General features: G+C 43.8%; 13 protein-coding genes and 1 tRNA gene. 8 read left to right on the top strand and 6 right to left on the bottom strand.

From position 1 onward, the window contains the following. Positions 1 to 20: 20 nt before the first annotated feature. The gene (locus AC23N5_RS00770; RefSeq protein WP_487754132.1) at positions 21 to 2,501 is read right to left on the bottom strand and encodes a hypothetical protein; all 2,481 of its coding nucleotides are present in this window, start codon (positions 2,499 to 2,501) and stop codon (positions 21 to 23) included. A 134-nt stretch (positions 2,502 to 2,635) separates the two neighbouring features. Here AC23N5_RS00770 and AC23N5_RS00765 point away from each other — a divergent pair, with 134 nt between their 5' ends. Together AC23N5_RS00765 and AC23N5_RS00760 are read left to right on the top strand one after the other, a co-directional pair. Further along, complete coding sequence (locus tag AC23N5_RS00765) at positions 2,636 to 3,220, top strand: Uma2 family endonuclease (RefSeq protein WP_487754131.1); 585 nt, start codon at positions 2,636 to 2,638, stop codon at positions 3,218 to 3,220. Between the two features lie 2 nt (positions 3,221 to 3,222). Further along, on the top strand, positions 3,223 to 5,160 hold the full coding sequence (locus AC23N5_RS00760; RefSeq protein WP_183972079.1) for a c-type cytochrome: 1,938 nt from the start codon (positions 3,223 to 3,225) through the stop codon (positions 5,158 to 5,160). A gap of 85 nt (positions 5,161 to 5,245) precedes the next feature. Here AC23N5_RS00760 and AC23N5_RS00755 read toward each other — a convergent pair whose 3' ends face one another. Next, positions 5,246 to 6,070, bottom strand: coding sequence for a mechanosensitive ion channel family protein (locus AC23N5_RS00755; protein WP_487754130.1), 825 nt, complete (start codon positions 6,068 to 6,070; stop codon positions 5,246 to 5,248). 106 nt (positions 6,071 to 6,176) lie between these two features. On the opposite strand from AC23N5_RS00755, the gene AC23N5_RS00750 reads away from it, so the two are divergent. Continuing rightward, entirely contained in the window at positions 6,177 to 6,668 is a 492-nt protein-coding gene (locus AC23N5_RS00750) for a dihydrofolate reductase (RefSeq protein ID WP_487754129.1), read from the top strand. 43 nt (positions 6,669 to 6,711) lie between these two features. Then, a complete protein-coding gene (locus AC23N5_RS00745; protein ID WP_487754128.1) occupies positions 6,712 to 8,169 on the top strand; it encodes a M20 family peptidase in 1,458 nt (485 codons plus the stop codon). An 87-nt stretch (positions 8,170 to 8,256) separates the two neighbouring features. Here the strand turns inward: AC23N5_RS00745 and AC23N5_RS00740 are convergent, their stop codons facing one another. From AC23N5_RS00740 to AC23N5_RS00725, 4 genes are all read right to left on the bottom strand, one after another. Continuing rightward, positions 8,257 to 11,319: an efflux RND transporter permease subunit gene (locus AC23N5_RS00740; protein WP_487754127.1), complete on the bottom strand. Its 3,063-nt coding sequence runs from the start codon at positions 11,317 to 11,319 to the stop codon at positions 8,257 to 8,259. A 45-nt stretch (positions 11,320 to 11,364) separates the two neighbouring features. Next, positions 11,365 to 12,432: an efflux RND transporter periplasmic adaptor subunit gene (locus AC23N5_RS00735; protein WP_183972073.1), complete on the bottom strand. Its 1,068-nt coding sequence runs from the start codon at positions 12,430 to 12,432 to the stop codon at positions 11,365 to 11,367. 15 nt (positions 12,433 to 12,447) lie between these two features. Continuing rightward, positions 12,448 to 13,815, bottom strand: coding sequence for a TolC family protein (locus AC23N5_RS00730; RefSeq protein WP_487754126.1), 1,368 nt, complete (start codon positions 13,813 to 13,815; stop codon positions 12,448 to 12,450). 72 nt (positions 13,816 to 13,887) lie between these two features. Beyond that, positions 13,888 to 14,505, bottom strand: coding sequence for a TetR/AcrR family transcriptional regulator (locus tag AC23N5_RS00725; RefSeq protein ID WP_183972071.1), 618 nt, complete (start codon positions 14,503 to 14,505; stop codon positions 13,888 to 13,890). A 195-nt stretch (positions 14,506 to 14,700) separates the two neighbouring features. On the opposite strand from AC23N5_RS00725, the gene AC23N5_RS00720 reads away from it, so the two are divergent. From AC23N5_RS00720 to AC23N5_RS00705, 4 genes are all read left to right on the top strand, one after another. Further along, complete coding sequence (locus AC23N5_RS00720) at positions 14,701 to 15,213, top strand: HNH endonuclease (protein WP_122932275.1); 513 nt, start codon at positions 14,701 to 14,703, stop codon at positions 15,211 to 15,213. 127 nt (positions 15,214 to 15,340) lie between these two features. Beyond that, positions 15,341 to 17,161: a 30S ribosomal protein S1 gene (gene rpsA, locus AC23N5_RS00715; RefSeq protein WP_183972070.1), complete on the top strand. Its 1,821-nt coding sequence runs from the start codon at positions 15,341 to 15,343 to the stop codon at positions 17,159 to 17,161. Between the two features lie 110 nt (positions 17,162 to 17,271). Then, positions 17,272 to 17,342, top strand: a tRNA-Cys gene (locus AC23N5_RS00710). 293 nt (positions 17,343 to 17,635) lie between these two features. Then, the gene (locus AC23N5_RS00705; protein ID WP_472488925.1) at positions 17,636 to 18,835 is read left to right on the top strand and encodes a c-type cytochrome; all 1,200 of its coding nucleotides are present in this window, start codon (positions 17,636 to 17,638) and stop codon (positions 18,833 to 18,835) included. Positions 18,836 to 18,860: the final 25 nt, after the last annotated feature.

Here is an 18,860-nt window from a genome sequence, read left to right as displayed (position 1 = left end):
ATACCTGCACGCGAACTGCGTTAGGCTTGTTTTTTGGTACGAAAATCTAGGAACAAAGCCCCGCCGATGAGCAGTAGCCATGCTATAGAAGCGTACAAATCTATTTTTTGACCTTGGCTAACCGTTTTTGCATCAAATTTGAATTCGATGGTGTGCTTTCCTGCTGGAATAACCATGGCTCTAAGCACGTAGTCAGCTCTAAAATGAGGGGTTTCTTTTCCATCAATGTACGATTTCCAATCTTCGTTCCCTTTGTAGTACATTTCTGAGAAAACAGCTATTTGAGGGCTCGATGTGTTGGATTCGTACGCCAATTTTGTGGGGTGATAACTCGTCAAACGAATCGTCCCTGTGCTGTCAGCCGACGGCTGTGCTCCTTTTAGAATATCCGCAAAACGCTTATCTACAACGGCGGTTTTACCTGGGTTGAAATTATCTAACGCGGCCATTTCTTCGTCGGGATTGTTGACCATTTTCAACTCGCGAACAAACCAAGCGTTTCCAAGCGCCCCAGGGTTTTGTTGTACTACAGGTTGTTTTTTCTCGTCAGGTACAATGAAGTATTTTGTATTGAGCATGTTGAAAACAGCCATGTTGTTTTTAACCATCTGGCGCTCAATCAGGTCTTGGGTACGGCGCAGTTTTGAAGCACTGTAACCTCCCACCGACTTGTGGAATGCCGATGCCCGAGGGTCGGCAAAAGGATTGCTGGTAACATCTAATACGCGGTAGTCAGGGTCGGTATCTCTCAAAATTTGCTGATCTGCAGCGTTAGGTTCTACGTTTTGAGCCGATTCAAATTTAGGACGGAAATCGTCGTTGTTGAGGTAACGCTTGTTGACACTCCACATGTCTATCAACGTCAGCGCCGAGATGATTCCGACAACGGCCGTCGTATTTTTAAGTTTATTGGTAACAAAAGCCCAAAGAACTGCCGCCGCCAACAGAATGAAAAGCACGGTGCGTAAGGCATCCGAACGAAGCATAGAAGCGCGGTCTTCGACAAGCGCATTGTAAAGGTCATTAGCGGCGGCTTTGTTGTTGCCAAAGCTTTGGGTCATTTGCTCCACAAACGCGGCATCGTTGTCGCTTCGTAAACCGACCAAACTTGGAACAATGGCCAAGATAAGCGCAAGACCTGCCGTTGAGCCTAAACTAATAAAGAACGGCTTTTTGAATTCTTCCCATGAAGGACGGTTTTCAATGAGTTGCTTTACCCCGAGCGAAGCGATGATAATCATACAGAACTGCGTCAATGAGAGAATCATGCTTACTGAACGGAACTTATTGAAGCCTGGAATGTAGTCAAACAAGAAGTAGTTGAGGGCGGTGAAATTGCCTCCCCAGCCGAGCATTAAGGTAAAAACACCCGCGATTAGGAACGGAATGCGGTAGCGTTTTTCGGCATAAAATAACCCCAGTACAAACAAGAAACAGATAATCGCTCCTGAATATACCCCGCCGCCAACGAAGGTCTGGTCGCCCCAGTAAGTGGGTAATTGATAGGCAAACTGAGCGGCATTTTGCCCATCTACGCCGTAGCGAGTAAGGGTTTTGTACGATTCTGATTTGGTATCTAATTCACCGCCCGAACTACCTCCCGAAAAGTCAGGAATCAAAAGCGTTAGTGATTCAAGCTTACCATAACTCCATGCAAAAGCATAGTCTTTGGTGAGCCCTTTACTATCGTTATTGCCTGCACTTGCGGCTTCGCCTTTTACAGGGGTAAGTTCTGACCCACCGCGAATGGTCTCTTTGGAGTGATCATAAAGTGTCCAAAGCCGTGAGGTATTGGTCGCCAATGCTAATGCACAGAAAATAGCCGAAGCACCAAAAAAGATAATGAGCGATTTTACTGCTCCATTTTTTACCGCTCTAATGGTTTCAAAAATGGCTAAAATGCCTAAAACGATGGCAGAATAATACGTAATCTGAGGGTGATTGGCGTGAATCTGCAAGCCAAGCCCCAAACTAAGCAGGACGGCTCCCAACCAAGGTCGCTGATTAAACCCAAAGATAACCCCTGCGGCCATCAGAGGAAGGTAAGCAACGGCATATACCTTGGCGGTGTGCCCTGCTTCAATAATTTGAAAGTTATACGTAAAAAATGCGTACCCAATGGCGCCCAAAATGCTGGTCCAAAGGTCACAGCGAAAGCCTCTCAGCATCAAATAGGCACCAATCAAATACATCCCAATGAAGGTCGCTTTGATATTGAATAGGGTATAAATCAGTCCGTGAATTTTGATAAAAATACCGTTTGAATAATCGCCTCCTACCAAAAAAGTAGGCATTCCTCCAAATAAACTATTGGTCCAGCCAATGTATTCGCTGGCGTATTTGCGTATCTCGCTTTGAAGCGCTATGAAACGATCAACATCGCCCATCGCCAATTGCTGCCCTTTCAAAACAGGGCTCATGTACATAATGGCAAGTGCTAAAAAGCCAATAATGGCAAGTAGGTGTGGTAAAAGACGACGGAAGTCAAACTGGTTTCTCATATAAAGGTTTTATAGATTGCACAAAATTATAAAAAAACTCCAAAGGTGGTTGTTTCAAGGCTTGGATGGCTGAAATTGGGAATGATTCTCTATCTTTGCTCAACGAATGAGAGATTCCTAATTGATAGCAACCCATGCTGATTCCATTGCATCTTCCTTCTCGCGAGCAATTTACTGATGATGAATTGGTAAACTTCTGCCTTTCAAACCCCGATTTGATGGTAGAACGTAACGAGTTTGGACAAATTTTTATCAATATATCTCCCACCTATCTGCTAACCAGTTCAAACAATAGCGAACTGAATGGTGAAATAGGTATTTGGAATCGCCGTACAAAAGCTGGAAAAGTGATTGATTCTAACGGCGGTTTTTTCTTGCCCGATCGCTCCATGCGCGCTCCTGACGTGGCGTGGATTCGGAAAGAACGCTGGGCTGAGTTATCAACGGCCGAAAAAAAATCGTTTCCGTATTTAGCCCCTGATTTTGTGCTTGAGTTGGAATCTGACACGGATAATTTGGAGGATTTGAAACAAAAAATGCAAAAATGGATTGACAATGGCGTGCGATTAGGTTGGCTAGTAGCCATGAGTGAACAACGAACATACATCTATCGGCCGTATGCGGCTATTGAAACTAAATTGTTTAGTGAAACCCTAACAGGCGACAACGTTCTCGTCGATTTTGAAGTAGTATTGACCAATATCTTAGAAATACCGTAGTAATGAAAAAACAAGTTATCTGCACAATCACCTCCCTTTTACTGAGTTTAGGCGTATCCTTTGCGCAAGAGTCCCCTTCAGAAGAAGATTTTTACAAAATTGTTACGCCACCTGTCCCTGAGGGTATTTTGCTCGAAGTAGGAGGGATGACCACCCTTCCTGATGGTCGTTTGGCCATTGGAACGCGCCGAGGCGATGTTTGGTTGCTCGAAAACCCTACTGGTTCGAAGCCGTACTACAAAAAATTTGCCTCTGGCTTACACGAAATCTTAGGGCTTGTTTACCAAAACGGCGCGATGGTTTGTGCGCAACGTGGAGAATTGACAAAATTGATTGACAAAGACCACGATGGCAAAGCCGATGTTTATGAAACAATCTACGCTTGGCCGTTGTCTTCGCACTACCACGAGTACAGTTTCGGCCCCAAAATTGCTCCAGATGGTTCGTATTTTGTATCGGGTAACGTCGCTTTTGGGGACGAAGAGTGGTGGGCAGGTGAAAGCCGTCGCCCGTTGCGTGGTTGGATTTTTAAAATTACGCCTGATGGCCAAATGGAACCGTGGGCAACGGGCGTTCGCTCTCCTTGCGGTTTAGGAATGGTGGATGGGGAGTTGTTTTATGACGACAACCAAGGAGACTGGATGGGTTCAGGCGGTATTTGGCACGTGAAAAAAGGGGCTTTTATGGGCCACCCTGCGGGCTTGAAGTGGGCTAACAGCCTTACTAATTCTCCCATCAAAATTACCCAAGAAGAAGTATATGCGATGGTAGATCCGCGCAAAACGCGTGACAAAAACGGTAACGCCATCAAGCCTGAAAACGTACAAAATGAGAAATTTTTGACGTTGGCCGATATGAAGAAAAAATATCCTGAAACCCAACTTCCAGCAGTGTGGCTGCCACACGGTATCTTAGGGGTTTCAAATGCTGAAATTTTAGCGGATCAAACGGGTGGTAAATTTGGCCCTTTTAGTAACCAACTTTTTGTGGGCGACCAAGGACAAAGTAAAGTGATGCGCGTTTTCTTAGAAAAAGTAAAAGGCGAGTACCAAGGAGCCGCGTTTGATTTCCGTTCGGGTTTCCAGTCGGGGGTGTTGCGTATGGCGTGGGCTAACGACGGCGGCTCACTTTACATCGGAGAAACCAACCGTGGTTGGGGCTCGTCGGGTGATGCTAACCAAGGCTTGCAGCGTTTGGTGTGGAATGGCAAGACACCGTTTGAAATGAAGGCGGTTCGTGCCATGCCTGATGGTTTTGAAGTTGAATTTACGCTTCCAGTGGATAAAAAATCAGCTGAGAACTTAGCTTCTTATGCCGTTCGTAGCTTTACTTATAAGTACCATCCTGTCTATGGAAGCCCGACGGTGAACGAAGCTAAATGTGCTATCAAAGGGGTAAAAGTATCGGAAGATGGCTTGAAAGCGCGTATCGTAGTGGACAACTTGCGTGAGCACTACATCCACGAATTGAAACTTGACGGCGTGCGTGCTTCTACGTCGTATTGGTCTTTGGTACACCCAACGGCTTTCTATACATTGCATAATTTGCCCGACGGCGAGAAGCTGAAAGCGGCTGACATGAGTACAAAATCGTCGGCTACTACAACGACAGCCACTGCCAAAGTAACGGAGAAAAAAGCAACGACAACCGCATCGGGCAAAGCACCAACGTTTGAGGAAGTTAAGCCTTTATTGGCCAAAAATACGTGTTTGGCTTGCCACGCGGTTGACAAACGCCAAGTGGGTCCTGCTTACACAGAGGTGGCAAAACGTAAGTATTCCAACGAAAAAATTGTAGAGCTTATTTATAATCCTAAGCCTCAAAACTGGCCTGATTATGCTACACCAATGGCTCCTATGCCGCAGGTACCGCGTGATGAAGCGCTCAAAATTGCCGCTTGGATCAACTCACTAGCACCTAAGTCGGCTCCAAAGCCGTAAGTGAAATAGATTTTAAATAAAAAGTGCGTAACCCACCTAAATTCAGGGTTACGCACTTTTTATTTTTAGGCTTATTTGGATAAAATTATGCTTTCGTAGGCTGCATCACTACGTGAACCTCGGCAGGAGCAGGCGCTAAAATGGTATCGGTTGCAAATTGCTTGCTAATGTGTTCGTGAATAAAGTAATAAACATCCCAGTAACGGTCTGGGTGTGTCCAAACGCGAACGTCGAAGAAAATAGCATTTTCGGTTAATTTTGTTACCAAAACATCATGTTCGATGTCTTTGAGCGCACTAGGGCAACTAGCAATAACTTTTTGAATCGAAGCCCTAATCTTGTCAACCCCATTGGGAGCACCTGCTGCAAAAACCATGTCCACGCGAATTTTACCTTTGCCAGAAATATTTGTAATGGCTCCTGTAGAAAGTCCGCCGTTAGGTAGGGTAATGGTTTTGTTATCGGGAGTAAGTAAAACGGTATCAAAAATACGAATGGCTTCTACGTGCCCAGTAAAGCCTTGGGCAGAAACTAAATCTCCGACACGGAATGGTTTAAAAATCAGAATTAATACGCCACCAGCAAAATTGGCCAAACTACCCTGAAGTGCTAAGCCAACGGCTAATCCAGCGGCACCTAAAATAGCCACAAATGAAGTAGTTTGAACACCCAGGACGCCTGCACAACTTAGCAACAACATGATGTTGAATGTGACACTGGTGAGAGAAAGTAAAAAAGGCTGAACATCGCGGTCAATTTTTGCACTGTTCATCCGCGTGCTTAAAAAGCGCATGATAGTGCCAATTAGCATTCGCCCAATAATGAAGGCAAAAATAGCCAGTAATACTTTGCCTCCGTACTGCGTGACGGCTGCCATAAGTTGATTTTTAAACGTAGTTAAGTCTAGCATTGTCGTACGATGTTTGGTGTAAAATGGAGAATTTGCCTTTTGACCACGTCACTTTCTATTAGTCACGTTAAATTTGCGTAATTATAGAATTAACAGAATTGAACTTATGCTTCTTTCCTTGATTGTAGCCGTTGCCCAAAACGGCGTTATCGGGCGCGATAACCAGTTGATTTGGCATTTGCCCAATGATTTAAAACAATTTAAACGCCTTACTACGGGCCATCCCATCATCATGGGGCGCAAAACGTTTGACTCTATTGGAAAACCGTTGCCAAATCGTACCTCCATTGTTATTACTCGCAGTAAAGAATGGCAGCATGAAGGGGTAGTGGTGGTACATTCCGTGGAAGAGGCCATCGCAGCGGCACAACAGACCCAAACCGACGAATCTTTTGTCATTGGTGGGGCGGAGATTTATCGTAAAATGTTGCCTTTGGCAGATAAAATTTATTTGACCGAGGTCAAAGCAGATTTTGAAGGAGATGCGTATTTTGAAGCCATTTCTAACAACGAATGGAAAGAGGTAAGTCGGGTTGCTCATTCGGTCGATGAAAAGCATTCGATCCCGTTTGATTTTGTGGAATTAGTTCGTAAATAGCGCTGAATACGCTTTATTTTCAACTAATTACCCCTAACGCCCGATGAAAAAGATTTTCCTTTCGCTTGCCGTATTGTTGTTGGCGCTGATTTCTGTGTTGGTTTTTAATACGTTTCGACTAAGCTCCAAACAGATGCAAGGAGTTGCGCCTTTGCCCGTGCTTACGCTCAACGATTCGGTCGTGAGTCACTTATCGGAAGCGATTCAATTTCGGACGGTTTCGTACGAAGACTTGTCGTTGATGGATAGTACGCAATTTGAAAAATTTGTGGGGTATTTGGCAAAAACGTATCCCTTGGTACATAGCCGTTTGAAGTTAGAGCGAGTGAATTCGTATGGGTTGTTGTACGAGTGGAAAGGGAAAAGTACTAGTCTAAAACCTGCCCTTTTGATGGGGCACTACGACGTAGTTCCTGTAGTGCAAGGCACCGAAAAAATGTGGAAACATCAGCCTTTTGCGGGCGATATTGCAGAAGGATTTGTGTATGGACGCGGAACGCTCGACGATAAAGTAACGGTAATGGGCGTGCTGGAAGCGGTCGAATACCTTTTAAAGTCAAACTTTACTCCCGAAAGAAGTTTTTACTTGGCATTTGGGCACGACGAAGAAATTTCGGGAAGAAATGGCGCGCAGCAAATCGCGGCTTTATTGGAAAGCCGTAAAGTGGAGTTAGAATATGTAGTTGACGAAGGGGGAGTGATAAAAATCGACGGTGTTTCGGGAATTAACCAACCTATCGCGCTGATTGGTGTGGCGGAAAAAGGTTATACAACCTTGCAGTTGAGCGCGACAGGTGACGGTGGACATTCGTCTATGCCTCCCGCCCAAACCAGTATTGGAATGCTCGCGGAGGCGATTGATAAACTTCAAAAACATCCGTTTCCTGCGCGATTGGAAGGCGCCGCAGGGTACATGCAAGATTATTTAGCCCCAGAAATGCCCTTTTCAACCAAGTTGGCGATGGCAAACCGCTGGTTGTTAAACTCGGTCATTATTGGCATTTTGGAAAAAACAAATGCGGGAAATGCCATGGTACGAACCAGCATTGCCCCGACGGTTATCCATGCGGGTGTTAAAGACAATGTTTTGCCCGTAGAAGCAATTGCCAAAATTAATTTTCGGATTTTGCCAGGTGATTCGGTCAAAACAGTGATTGATTATGTGAAGAAGGTTGTTGGAAACGAACGAATTACGGTAGAGTCGCTCAAACAGTTTGACTCAGAACCTTCGCCCGTTTCGGACACTGCAACGGTAGGTTTTCGCGCCCTTCACCGAACTATCAAAGCCTGTTTTCCTACGTCTATTGTAGCGCCTTACTTAGTGGTTGGAGCTACGGATGCGCGTTACTACAAAAATGTCTCTAAAAATTTATACCGTTTTATGCCCGTACGCATGAACGACGAAGACCTAAAGCGCCCGCACGGCACCAACGAACGTATCAGCATCGAAGACTTCAAAAATGTAGTGCGTTTTTATGTTGAGTTGGTGAAGGGAAGTTAGATAAAATTTGCTTTTAACCATGAAAATTGAAAATCAAACTTTCAATTTTCATGGTTGATGATGAACACGCTCTACATTTAATTCATCTTACTGTTTCACCTCCACCTTCGGCGGAATCAACCGATACAAAACAGGCGTCACAATCCGTGATAACAGCGTCGAGCTAATCAAGCCCCCAATCAACACCCAAGCCAGCGGCGAATAGAGCGGGTTGCCTTCGATGGCCAATGGAATCAATCCACCAATGGCCGTGAGCGACGTCAGTACAATAGGAACAAAGCGTATTTCGCCCGCTTCTTGAATTGCTTCTAACAACGGCCTGCCTTCTTCTCGAAGCTGATTGGTAAAATCCACCAGCAAAATGGAATTTTTTACCTCAATCCCAATCAAAGCAATAAGACCAATCACCGCTACAAACGAAAGCGGATAGCCCACAATCCAGAGCATTGTAAAAGCCCCAATAATCCCTAATGGAATGACAGAAAGCACAATTAATGAGCTTTTGAACGTGCCAAATTCAAGAATTAACACCCCTAAAAAACCAAAAGCAGTAATCAAAATGATGGTGCCGAGACCGCCAAAGGATTTTTCACGGGCTTCGAGTTCTCCCGCTGCCTTGTAGCTAAAGTCTTTCGGAAACGGATGTTTTTCAAGTTTGGCCAAAATATCGTTATAGACGTTGTCCACCAAAAAACCGCTTTTCACAAAGGCCGAAATTGTCACAAAACGGTCGCGGTCAAAGTGGCGAATTTGGTTGGTTGAGGTTTCAAATTGCACATCTGCAATTTGGCGAAGTGGTACAGCCGAGCCCGTCAATGTGTTGATATATAGGCTGTTTAAAACGTCAGGCGTGGTGGTTTTTCCTTTGGGAAGTGTAACATTGATGGCGTAGTCGTCGCCGTCACTATCTTTGAACGTTCCAATGTTTAAACCTGCAATGGCCAAACGAACCGTGCGGTTAATATCGGCAATCGACATTCCCAACAAACCTGCTTTTTCTTTGTTGATTTTTACCCGCAAATCGGTTCGGCGAGTGGTGAGTGGATTTTTTACGTAAATGGTGCCTTGCGTATCTTTCAAGATTTTTTCTACGTCTGCCGCTACCGTGCGCAATTGCTCCAGGTCGTCGCCCAAAACGCGAATGGCGATAGGCGCTTCGGTGTTAGGCCCTTGCTCAAAATCAACTACTTCGACGTTGGCATTGGGAATGTAACGCAGCTTTTCGCGGAGTTTGTCAATGATTTTCTCTTTTTGAGGTGGATGAATTTCATCTTGAAGTTGGACAAATACCTCCGCATAATTGCTTGCCTCAGAGCGCTCGATGACGTTGTAGTACATCCGAGGGTTGCCTCGTCCAACGCTGGTTGAAAAGTACTTAACCTCAGGGACTTGTTTCAGTTCGTTCTCGACCAAACGAGCTACGCGGTTGGTTTCGTTCAAGCTACTTCCTTCAGGGGTTTCAAACGTCACCCTAAACATGGGTTTTTCTGACTTTGGAAACAGTGCAAAACCAATTTGTTTTGGAATCATTAACGAGGCACCAAAAATGACGCCTGCAAATAAAAGAGAAGGCAGTGGATGACGTAATGCCCAGTTGAGCAAACGACTGTACGAACCAGAAATTACTTTTTTCAATGCTCTCAAGAAGATATTACCTTCGGACGGTCCGCCGCCGCGGGTGTGGCTATTTTCTAACAAACGACTGCTCAAAAATGGTACAATCGTGAGCGATACAATCATGGACGCAATGATGGTCATGGTGACAGCGGTAGGAAGACTTCGAATAAAATCGCCTGACGCCTCGGGCAAAAACATCAAAGGTAAAAAGGCCAACACAAGCGTAACCGTACAACCAATGACGGCCAGGGTAATTTGTCGGGTGGCTTTGATAGCGGCTTCACGTTTGCTAAATCCATCCCGAATCCAACGCTCGATATTTTCAACTACGACAATGGAGTCGTCCACCAAAATTCCTAAGGCAACGATTAAACCTACGACACTCAACTGGTTGATGCTGTAACCCAAATAGTTGACGGCGGTAAGCCCAATTGCCAGTGAAAGCGGAATCGAAATCATCACCACCAACGCGGCCCTGAAACCGAGTGGTAGGAGAGTGAGTGCCACCAGCAAAATGGCAATGCCGAAGTCTTTGGCAAAGCGTTCGAGGCGTCGGTCCACACTCACCGATTGGTCAAAGTACTTCACCATTTTGATGTGCTTTGGCATCGTTTTTTCAAATTCGGTCAGGCTTTGGTTTAGTTTCTTACCCGTTTCTGAAATGTTTTTACCCGATTTTTGAGCGGCCACCACCAACACCGCCCGACGGCCGTTGAGTCGGGTCAAATTGGTTTCTTCTTCGTAATTGAAATCAACGTCGGCTACGTCGCGGAGGTAAATGATTTTTTGGCCATTGGTAGCTACAACTGTATTTCGTATTTGGTCAAGAGATTCGTAGTCACCGCTGGTTTTTACGTTAAAACGCCGCGCACCTTCCTGAACACTTCCTGCGGGGATATTGAGGTTTTCACTTTGCAATGCTCCTAGTACTCGGTTGACCGCAATGCCTTCTTGCGCCATTTTTTCAACATTGAGCGAAATCCGAACGTTTTCTTTGGGAAAACCGTAGTCTTTCACTCCGCGTAAATCTTTATTTTTCTCAAGTACTTTTCTCAAACGTTCGGAGTACTGAGCCATTTCTTTGTACGAGGCTACCTCCGATACCAAAGCGACTTGTACGATGTTGACCAAACCAGGGTCAAATTGAAAATAACGAATATCGAAAATATCATTAGGCAAAATACCCCGCATCGAATTGACTTCACGAGCGATTTCTTGCTTCTTTTCGTCGTTGTCAACTGCATAGTCGTATTCCAGCATAAACACCGCCAAACCGTCGTCGATGGTGGTACGGATATTGCGAACATCTTTTAGCTCATTGAGGCGTTTTTCGACGGGGTCCACCACCAGTTCCTCCATGTCTTTGGGGTCAGTACCAGGGTAAATTACCGATATAATAAATGTAGGAGCCTCGAAAGTCGGGTCTTCGGAGCGAGGCATGGTGAAAAGTGAGTTGAGCCCCAGCGCGACCACTCCCACAAACATCACCAGCATAAACTGCCAGTTTTTGACGGAAAATTCGGATAGATTCATTGTTTTTAGCGTCTTTGCGTGATTAAAAATTGGTTCATCAATGCGTTATTTTACAATCACGGTAGAGGACTCAGTTAGGAAAGCGCTACCCGAAGTGATTACTTCTGAGATGCCTTCTAAGCCATTTGTAATCAAAACTTTATCCCCGTCCACAAAGCCGATTTGTACAGGCAAGCGCTTCACTTTTTTGCGGGTTTCATCCAATACATAAATGAAAGCTTCTTTGCCATTTCCTTCTACAATTGCCTCTAGGGGCACAACGGTGTAAGTGCGGCTTTGGACGGGTTTTAATTCAACTTTGGCAAAAAGTCCTGTTGCAAGGCGCTTTCCTTTGGGCGCAATCCGTACTTCAATGTCGTACAACTTATTCATGGGGTCGGCGGCAGGGGCGAGTTTGGTAATTCGACCTTCAAAAGCTTCTGTGGGGTAAGCATCAAGCTGCACATTGGCTTTGTCGCCTACTTTTAAGCGCGCCCAATCTTTGTCCGAAACTCCCACACGCACCACCCAGTCGCCTTGACGATTGGACGTAATGTAAAAAATAGGCGTCCCAGGCCCCGTCAATTCACCTTCGTTGCCCATTTTTTTGACAACTGCGCCGTCGATGGGCGAAATAATTTGGGCGTACGAACGGTTAAACTGAGCGATTTGTAGATTTTGCTTGGCAATGTCCAGTGCGGTTGTCACGTTTTGCATTTGCTCTAGCGTCGCGGCGGTGTCCTTTAGCATATTTTCGACGCGTTTAAAATCTCGTTCAGATTTTTCAACGCCGTATTTGGCCTGATTCACTTGCGCGTCGATTTCAGTCGTATTAAGCGACGCAAGAAGTTGGCCTTTGCTGACTTTTTGGCCTTCGGTCACATAGACTTTTTGGATTATTCCGCCAATTTTAAATGATAACCTCGCTTCTTCTGACGAGGCTACCAACCCAGACGCAACGATACTTTCAGAACGGGTAGCTTGGTCAACTTTGGTGAGTGAAACGGGCACCAATACCTCATCAGTTTCGGCGGTTTTTTGCTGGGTTTCGTCTTTTTTATTACAACCAATAAGAAGCAAACTCAATAATAATGAGCTACTTATCAAGCGGAATGTGTTATATAAAGAGTTCATAGTCAGAGAAGTAGATTAGTTGACGGCTGTGATTTTATTGAGAGTTGCTTGTTTAGAAAGTATATCAAACTGTGCCAAAGATTCTTGCAATTGAGCATTTAGCACTTCGTTTTGCGCCTTGACATACTCAATTAGAAGAACATTGCCATTACGATAGCGACTGTCGATGACCTTGAAATACTGCTCGGCTTTACGGACACCGTCGGCCAATGATTTCATTGATTCTTTGGCGGCTTGAAGCTCAAAATAAGCCTGCGTCGTTTGGAGTTCAATCTGTTTTTCAACTTCCGATTGCTTCGTTTTTAGCAACTCCGTTTGAATTTTAGCCTGTTGAATTTTTGATTTTCGCTCGTATCCCTTAAAAATATCCCATTGTAACCCTATTTGAGTAACAAGGTAGGCTTGTCCCGAAAATTTATAGCCATATCCCTGAAAACCAGTATTCCCACCAATGAAAACAGAAGGCCGTTTTGCAGCTTTTTCATGGAGCGTAATGGCAGTTTGCGAAGCTAAAATGGATTGAGCAAGCTGTTTTAATTCTTGACGATTTTGAGTGGCTAAGCTAGTCAAGGAATTTAAAGCGGGCGAGGGGGCAATGAATTGCTTTTGATTAGAAGCTAAAAGCAAAGAATCGGTTTTAATGTCGCTTCCGAGCTCGCGATTGAGCAAAAAATTAAAATAAGCTTTGGCTACGTTTGAGTTTTTTGCGGCCACAATCGCTTGTTGTTCGAGTTTACTTAGCTCATATTCAGCACCTACCACGGCATCTTTGGTAACCACATTGTTAGAAACAAGCTTTTGGTTGAGCCGTACAAGTTCATGCAGGGTTTTCTTGGCGTTTTCAAAAATCTGTAAAGCCTCCTGCGATTGTAAATACTGAAAATAGGCCGTTTCGATGGTATATCTTAATTCATTCTCAACCACTCGCTTGCGAGCCTCTTGGGCTGATAACAACGTTTTCTGAATCAGATAATTGTACTGAATTTCAGGGTTATAAACGGAATATTGGAAGCTGAGCTTTGTATCATGAAAATGATTGGGTGCCAATAGTTCATTGACGTTTTCCACTTGGGGAAAATTGTTGGTCTGAGTGAGTTTGTTGAGCGTCGTATATACTGGATTCAACAAATCCCCGACGGGAAACGCCAACCGACGCCCACCTGCGGCCAAGGAGTAGGTGGGGTTGAAGCTAACTTTTGGATAAAAAAGTGATTTTGCTTGTACGATGGCTTCATTCACTTTTTGAATTTCAAGCCCTTCTTGTTTGAGGGAAAGGTTGTTTTGCAAACCTTCTTGTACGTACGTTTCCAAAATGGCCGATTGTTGGGCTACTGCTCCTAAACTACAAAGAATCAGTAACCACAGGTAGATAGTTCTAATCATATATTATTTAATAAACAGTGTTCAGATAGTAAGCAAAAAAAACGAATTTAATCGAGTGCCAATCGTAGGTAATTAAAGGGTTTCCTTAATCATTTTGGTAAACAGGACAAACGACTGCTGCATTCGTTGCAATTGTTGGTTGTCTTGAAACATACTCATGCGATTTTTTAAGTAAATAGATACCAAACCGTGCATATAAGACCAAATAGTAATGGCCGAAACCTCAATATCCGTATTTTTAAAATAGCCTGCATTGACACATTCTTGGATTGCCCATTTGAGTAATCCGAACGATTTTAGCCCATCTTCCCACACTTCATCGCGACAGGCTAAGGCTTCAATGGGGGCTTTCATAATAAACATAAGATCGTATAACTCAGGATTTTCGACTGCAAACTTGATGTACCGATGCCCCATTTCAATCAAGCGAGCAAAGGAGTCTTGGATGGTTTGTAGCGAACTCAGTTCCTCCATCAGTTTTAAGAACGCTTCTTCATGGAGGGCAAAAAATAATTCGTTTTTGTCTTTATAGTATAGATAAATGGTGGCTGGACTGTATTCTATGACGTCTGCGATGTTCCGAATACTTGTTTTTTCATACCCTTGCTCCAAAAAAAGCTCCCGTGCGGCGTTCAAAATGAGCCGTCGCATGTCTTCTCTCTCTCGTTCTTTTCGCTCTAGTATTCCCATGAAATAGAATAAATTGTTGATTGATAGTGCAAATTTACTGAACAGTGTTTAGTAAACAATAGATGTTTATTTTTTTGTTCCAAAGCCAGCCCAAAAATTTCCTAGCAAGAAGATTATGTTAAGATATTGACTGAGGGAGAGGATATTACCTCAGAATTTTATAAATTGCAAAAACCTAAAAAACTTGATGTCGGTATGGGTAGGAAAGTCTTAATTTTGAATCAAGATTACTCCGCTTTAGGCATTTGTTCGGTTCCTAAAGCCTTTTTACTCGTCTATTTAGACAAGGCCGAATTGGTTGCTGCGTCTTCGGCGTTTCAATTACACACCGTAAGCACTTCATTTCCGCTGCCAACTGTTATTCGCCTGAACCGTTACATTAATCTTCCCTACAAAGGCGTGATGCTCACGCGGCAAAATATTTTCAAACGAGACGGGCATCGGTGTGTGTATTGTAGTTCGACGGAAGACCTTACGTTAGACCATGTGATGCCAAAATCCAGGGGAGGGCGAACAAGCTGGGAAAATCTGGCTACGGCCTGCAAGCGCTGTAATGCCAAAAAAGGGGATTGCACCCCCGAAGAAGCCTCCATGCCCATGCGTCATCGACCCTTTAAACCTTCATTTGTGCTATTTTTGCGCGATTATTCTGGGGCTGTAGAAGAATCATGGATGCCTTTCCTAACAAAGAGAGAAAAGGTGTATTAAAAATTGCATTTTTTTTGGAAAACATCTACCTTTGCACTCCGTTTTGCGAAAGGCGGAGGTTTGTTTCACCAAATTTCAACCTAAATGCCGATAGGTTGATGTATAAAAGGCAATTTTAAAACTTATCATGAGTAAAGCTCAATTAGCTGATTTTGATTGGGATAGAATTGATAACCGTGGCTTTGGTAGCGGTTACTCAGTAGCTGAAAAAGCCCAGCTAGAACAATTGATTAACGGGACTCTTGCACCCGTCGCCGAAAAAGAAGTAGTTAAAGGTGTCGTGGTCGGTATGAATGACCGCGAAGTGATTTTGAATATTGGTTCAAAATCGGACGGTATCGTACCGCGTTCAGAATTCCGCGATTTGTCGGATTTGAAAATCGGCGACGAAATTGAAGTATATATCGAAAACCAAGAAGACCCTAACGGTCAGTTGGTTCTTTCTCGCAAAAAAGCACGCGTTATTACAGCTTGGGATAACATCCAAAAGTCATTCGACGAGGATTTGGTTATCGATGGTTTTGTGAAGCGTCGTACAAAAGGTGGTCTTATCGTGGATATCTACGGTATCGAAGCCTTCTTGCCAGGTTCACAAATTGACGTTAAGCCAATTCGTGACTTCGACATCTTCGTAGGTAAGAAAATGGAAGTGAAAGTTGTGAAAATCAACCACGCTAACAACAACGTGGTCGTGTCTCACAAAGTTCTTATCGAGAAAGACCTTGAAGCACAACGTCAACTTATCCTTACAAACCTTGAGCGCGGTCAAGTACTTGAGGGTGTAATTAAAAACATGACTAAGTTCGGTGTGTTCATCGACTTGGGTGGTGTTGATGGTTTGTTGCACATTACAGATATTTCTTGGGGACGTATCAACGATCCTTCGGATTTGTTGAGCCTTGACCAAAAAATCAACGTAGTAGTACTTGACTTCGACGAAGATAAGAAGCGTATTTCACTTGGTATGAAGCAACTCCAGCCTCATCCTTGGGAAGCACTTTCTACCGAGGTTGAAGTTGGCTCGAAAGTAAAAGGTAAAGTAGTAAACGTAGCTGACTACGGTGCTTTCCTTGAAATCATGCCAGGCGTAGAAGGTTTGATTCACGTTTCAGAAATGTCGTGGTCACAACACCTACGTAACCCACAAGATTTCTTGAAAATCGGTGACGAAGTAGAAGCAGTTGTATTGACATTGGATCGCAACGAGCGTAAAATGTCTCTTGGCTTGAAACAATTGACCGCTGATCCTTGGACACGCCAAGAAATCATCGAAAAATATGCAGTTGGTTCAAAACACAAAGGTGTAGTTCGTAACTTGACTAACTTTGGTCTTTTCCTTGAATTGGAAGAGGGTATCGACGGTCTAGTTCACGTATCTGACCTTTCATGGACAAAGAAAATCAAGCACCCAAGTGATTTCATCAAAGTTGGTGAAGAACTTGAAGTAATGGTACTTGAACTTGACGCTGATAACCGTCGTTTGTCTTTGAGCCACAAACACCTTGAAGAAAACCCATGGGATACTTTTGAATCAGTATTCGCAGTAGGTTCAGTTCACAAGTGTACTGTCGTTGGTAAAGGTGACAAAGTAGCTACGCTCGAATTACCTTACGGTATCGAAGGCGTTGCAGTGTTGAAAAACCTTGCTAAAGAAGATGGTTCGGTTGCGGAAGTAGGCGAGTCACTTGATTTCAAAGTAACTGAGTTCTTGAAAGAAGAAAAACGCATCGTTCTTTCTCACGCCAAAACTTGGCAAGATAAAGAAGAGCCTAAAGTAGAAGAGAAAGCGGCGAAACCTGCTAAGGTTGAAAAAGCAAAAGACGCAGAGAAAGCTACACTAGGTGACCTTGAGGCACTTTCGGCATTGAAAGAACAATTAGAAGAAGGCGAAAAAAAGAAAAAATCGACTACTTCTAAGAAAGTTTCAAACGAAACAGACGCTGAATAGTGAATTATTCAAAATAAAACACTATATTTGCACTTGGATATGAGTTAGCGATTTCGCTAACACTTTTAACAAAGTTTAGTATTTATCTAACACATTATCCAAGTGTTTTTGGTCCTGTGGCCGAGTGGCTAGGCAGAGCTCTGCAAAAGCTCGTACAGCGGTTCGAATCCGCTCGGGACCTCACTAAAATACATATTTCTAAAAAAAGTACCATTCAGCTATGATAACCATTTCACAAGCTGAATGGTATTTTTGTTTTTAATTCTACCTGTTTTTCCTCAAATACAGAATAAAATTAGGTTTTAGGTGGGTTCTGCTCTTTAATTAGAAGAAGTCTAAATAATTAAATTATTGCAAATTAAGAATAGAAATACTTTGGCACGTACCTATTAGTGCATTACTTTTGTAGGGTCAAGAAGTATCATGTTTTTGTTAATTCATACACGAATGAAGAGTAGTTTATTTTTCAAAAAAATGCGCAACATCAGTCGGCTATTAGTAGTAGCAATGTTGACTACTGTTGGATTCAGTGCAGTAGCTCAAGATGGTGATGCAGCCAATGGCGAATCACTATTTAATAACAACTGTAAAGCTTGTCACTCAGCAAAAGACGAAGTAGTCGTCGGGCCAGGATTGAAAGACATTCAGAAACGTCGGGACTTAGCTTGGCTTGTTAAGTGGGTAAAAAACCCGAACGGAGTAATCCAGTCAGGTGACGAATATGCAGTTGCTTTGTACAACAAATTCAACAAAGCGCAGATGACTGCCTTCCCAGCATTTGGTGAAACGGAAGTAAAAGACATCGTAGCTTACATTGAAAAAGCAAATACAGCAGTGGCGGCAGCTCCTGCAGCGGCGGGTGCTACTGCGGCAGCGGGTGGAGCAGCAGCTGAGTCGTCTGATTTGTTTACGTACATTTTGGTTGCATTATTATTAGTGATGCTACTTGTTCTTGGAGTATTGCTGGCAATTGTATCTATTCTCTCAAAAGCAGTGAGCGGAGAAGTAGGTGCTGGTGATGGCGGTTCTTTTGGCGACAAACTTCGTAACGGTTTGGTAGCCATGAGCAAAAACTCAGCTATCCGCAGTGCAACAGTATGGTTCTTTGTATTGATGGTGACGAAAGCTACCCTTGATGGCTTGTATGGCGTAGGTATCCAACAAGGATACGCTCCAAAGCAACCAATCGCTTTCTCGCACAAACTGCACGCAGGTCAATATAAAATTGATTGTAACTACTGCCACACAGGGGTTAACCGTGGTAAGTCTGCGACAATTCCTTCGGCAAACATTTGTATGAACTGCCACGGAGTTATCAAAAAAGAATCTCCAGAAATTCAAAAAATTTACTCGGCTATCGAGGAAAACAAGCCAATCCAGTGGGTACGTGTTCACAACTTACCTGATTTGGCGTATTTTAACCACGCCCAACACGTAAACGTGGGTGGTCTTCAGTGTCAGCAGTGCCACGGTGAAATCCAAACGATGGAGGTTGTTCAACAACGTTCAACCTTGACAATGGGTTGGTGTATCGACTGTCACCGCAAGACAGACGTTAACACAAAAGAAAACGCCTATTATGACAAGCTAGTTCAGCTTCATGCTGAGAAAAGCGATAAGCCATTGAAAGTGGCTGATATTGGCGGCTTGGAATGTTCAAAGTGTCACTACTAGAACTAGAAAATATAAGAATCCAGAA

The sequence above is a fragment of the Runella sp. R5_40 genome (assembly GCF_057652295.1).
This window is presented reverse-complemented; position numbering and strand designations above follow the sequence as displayed.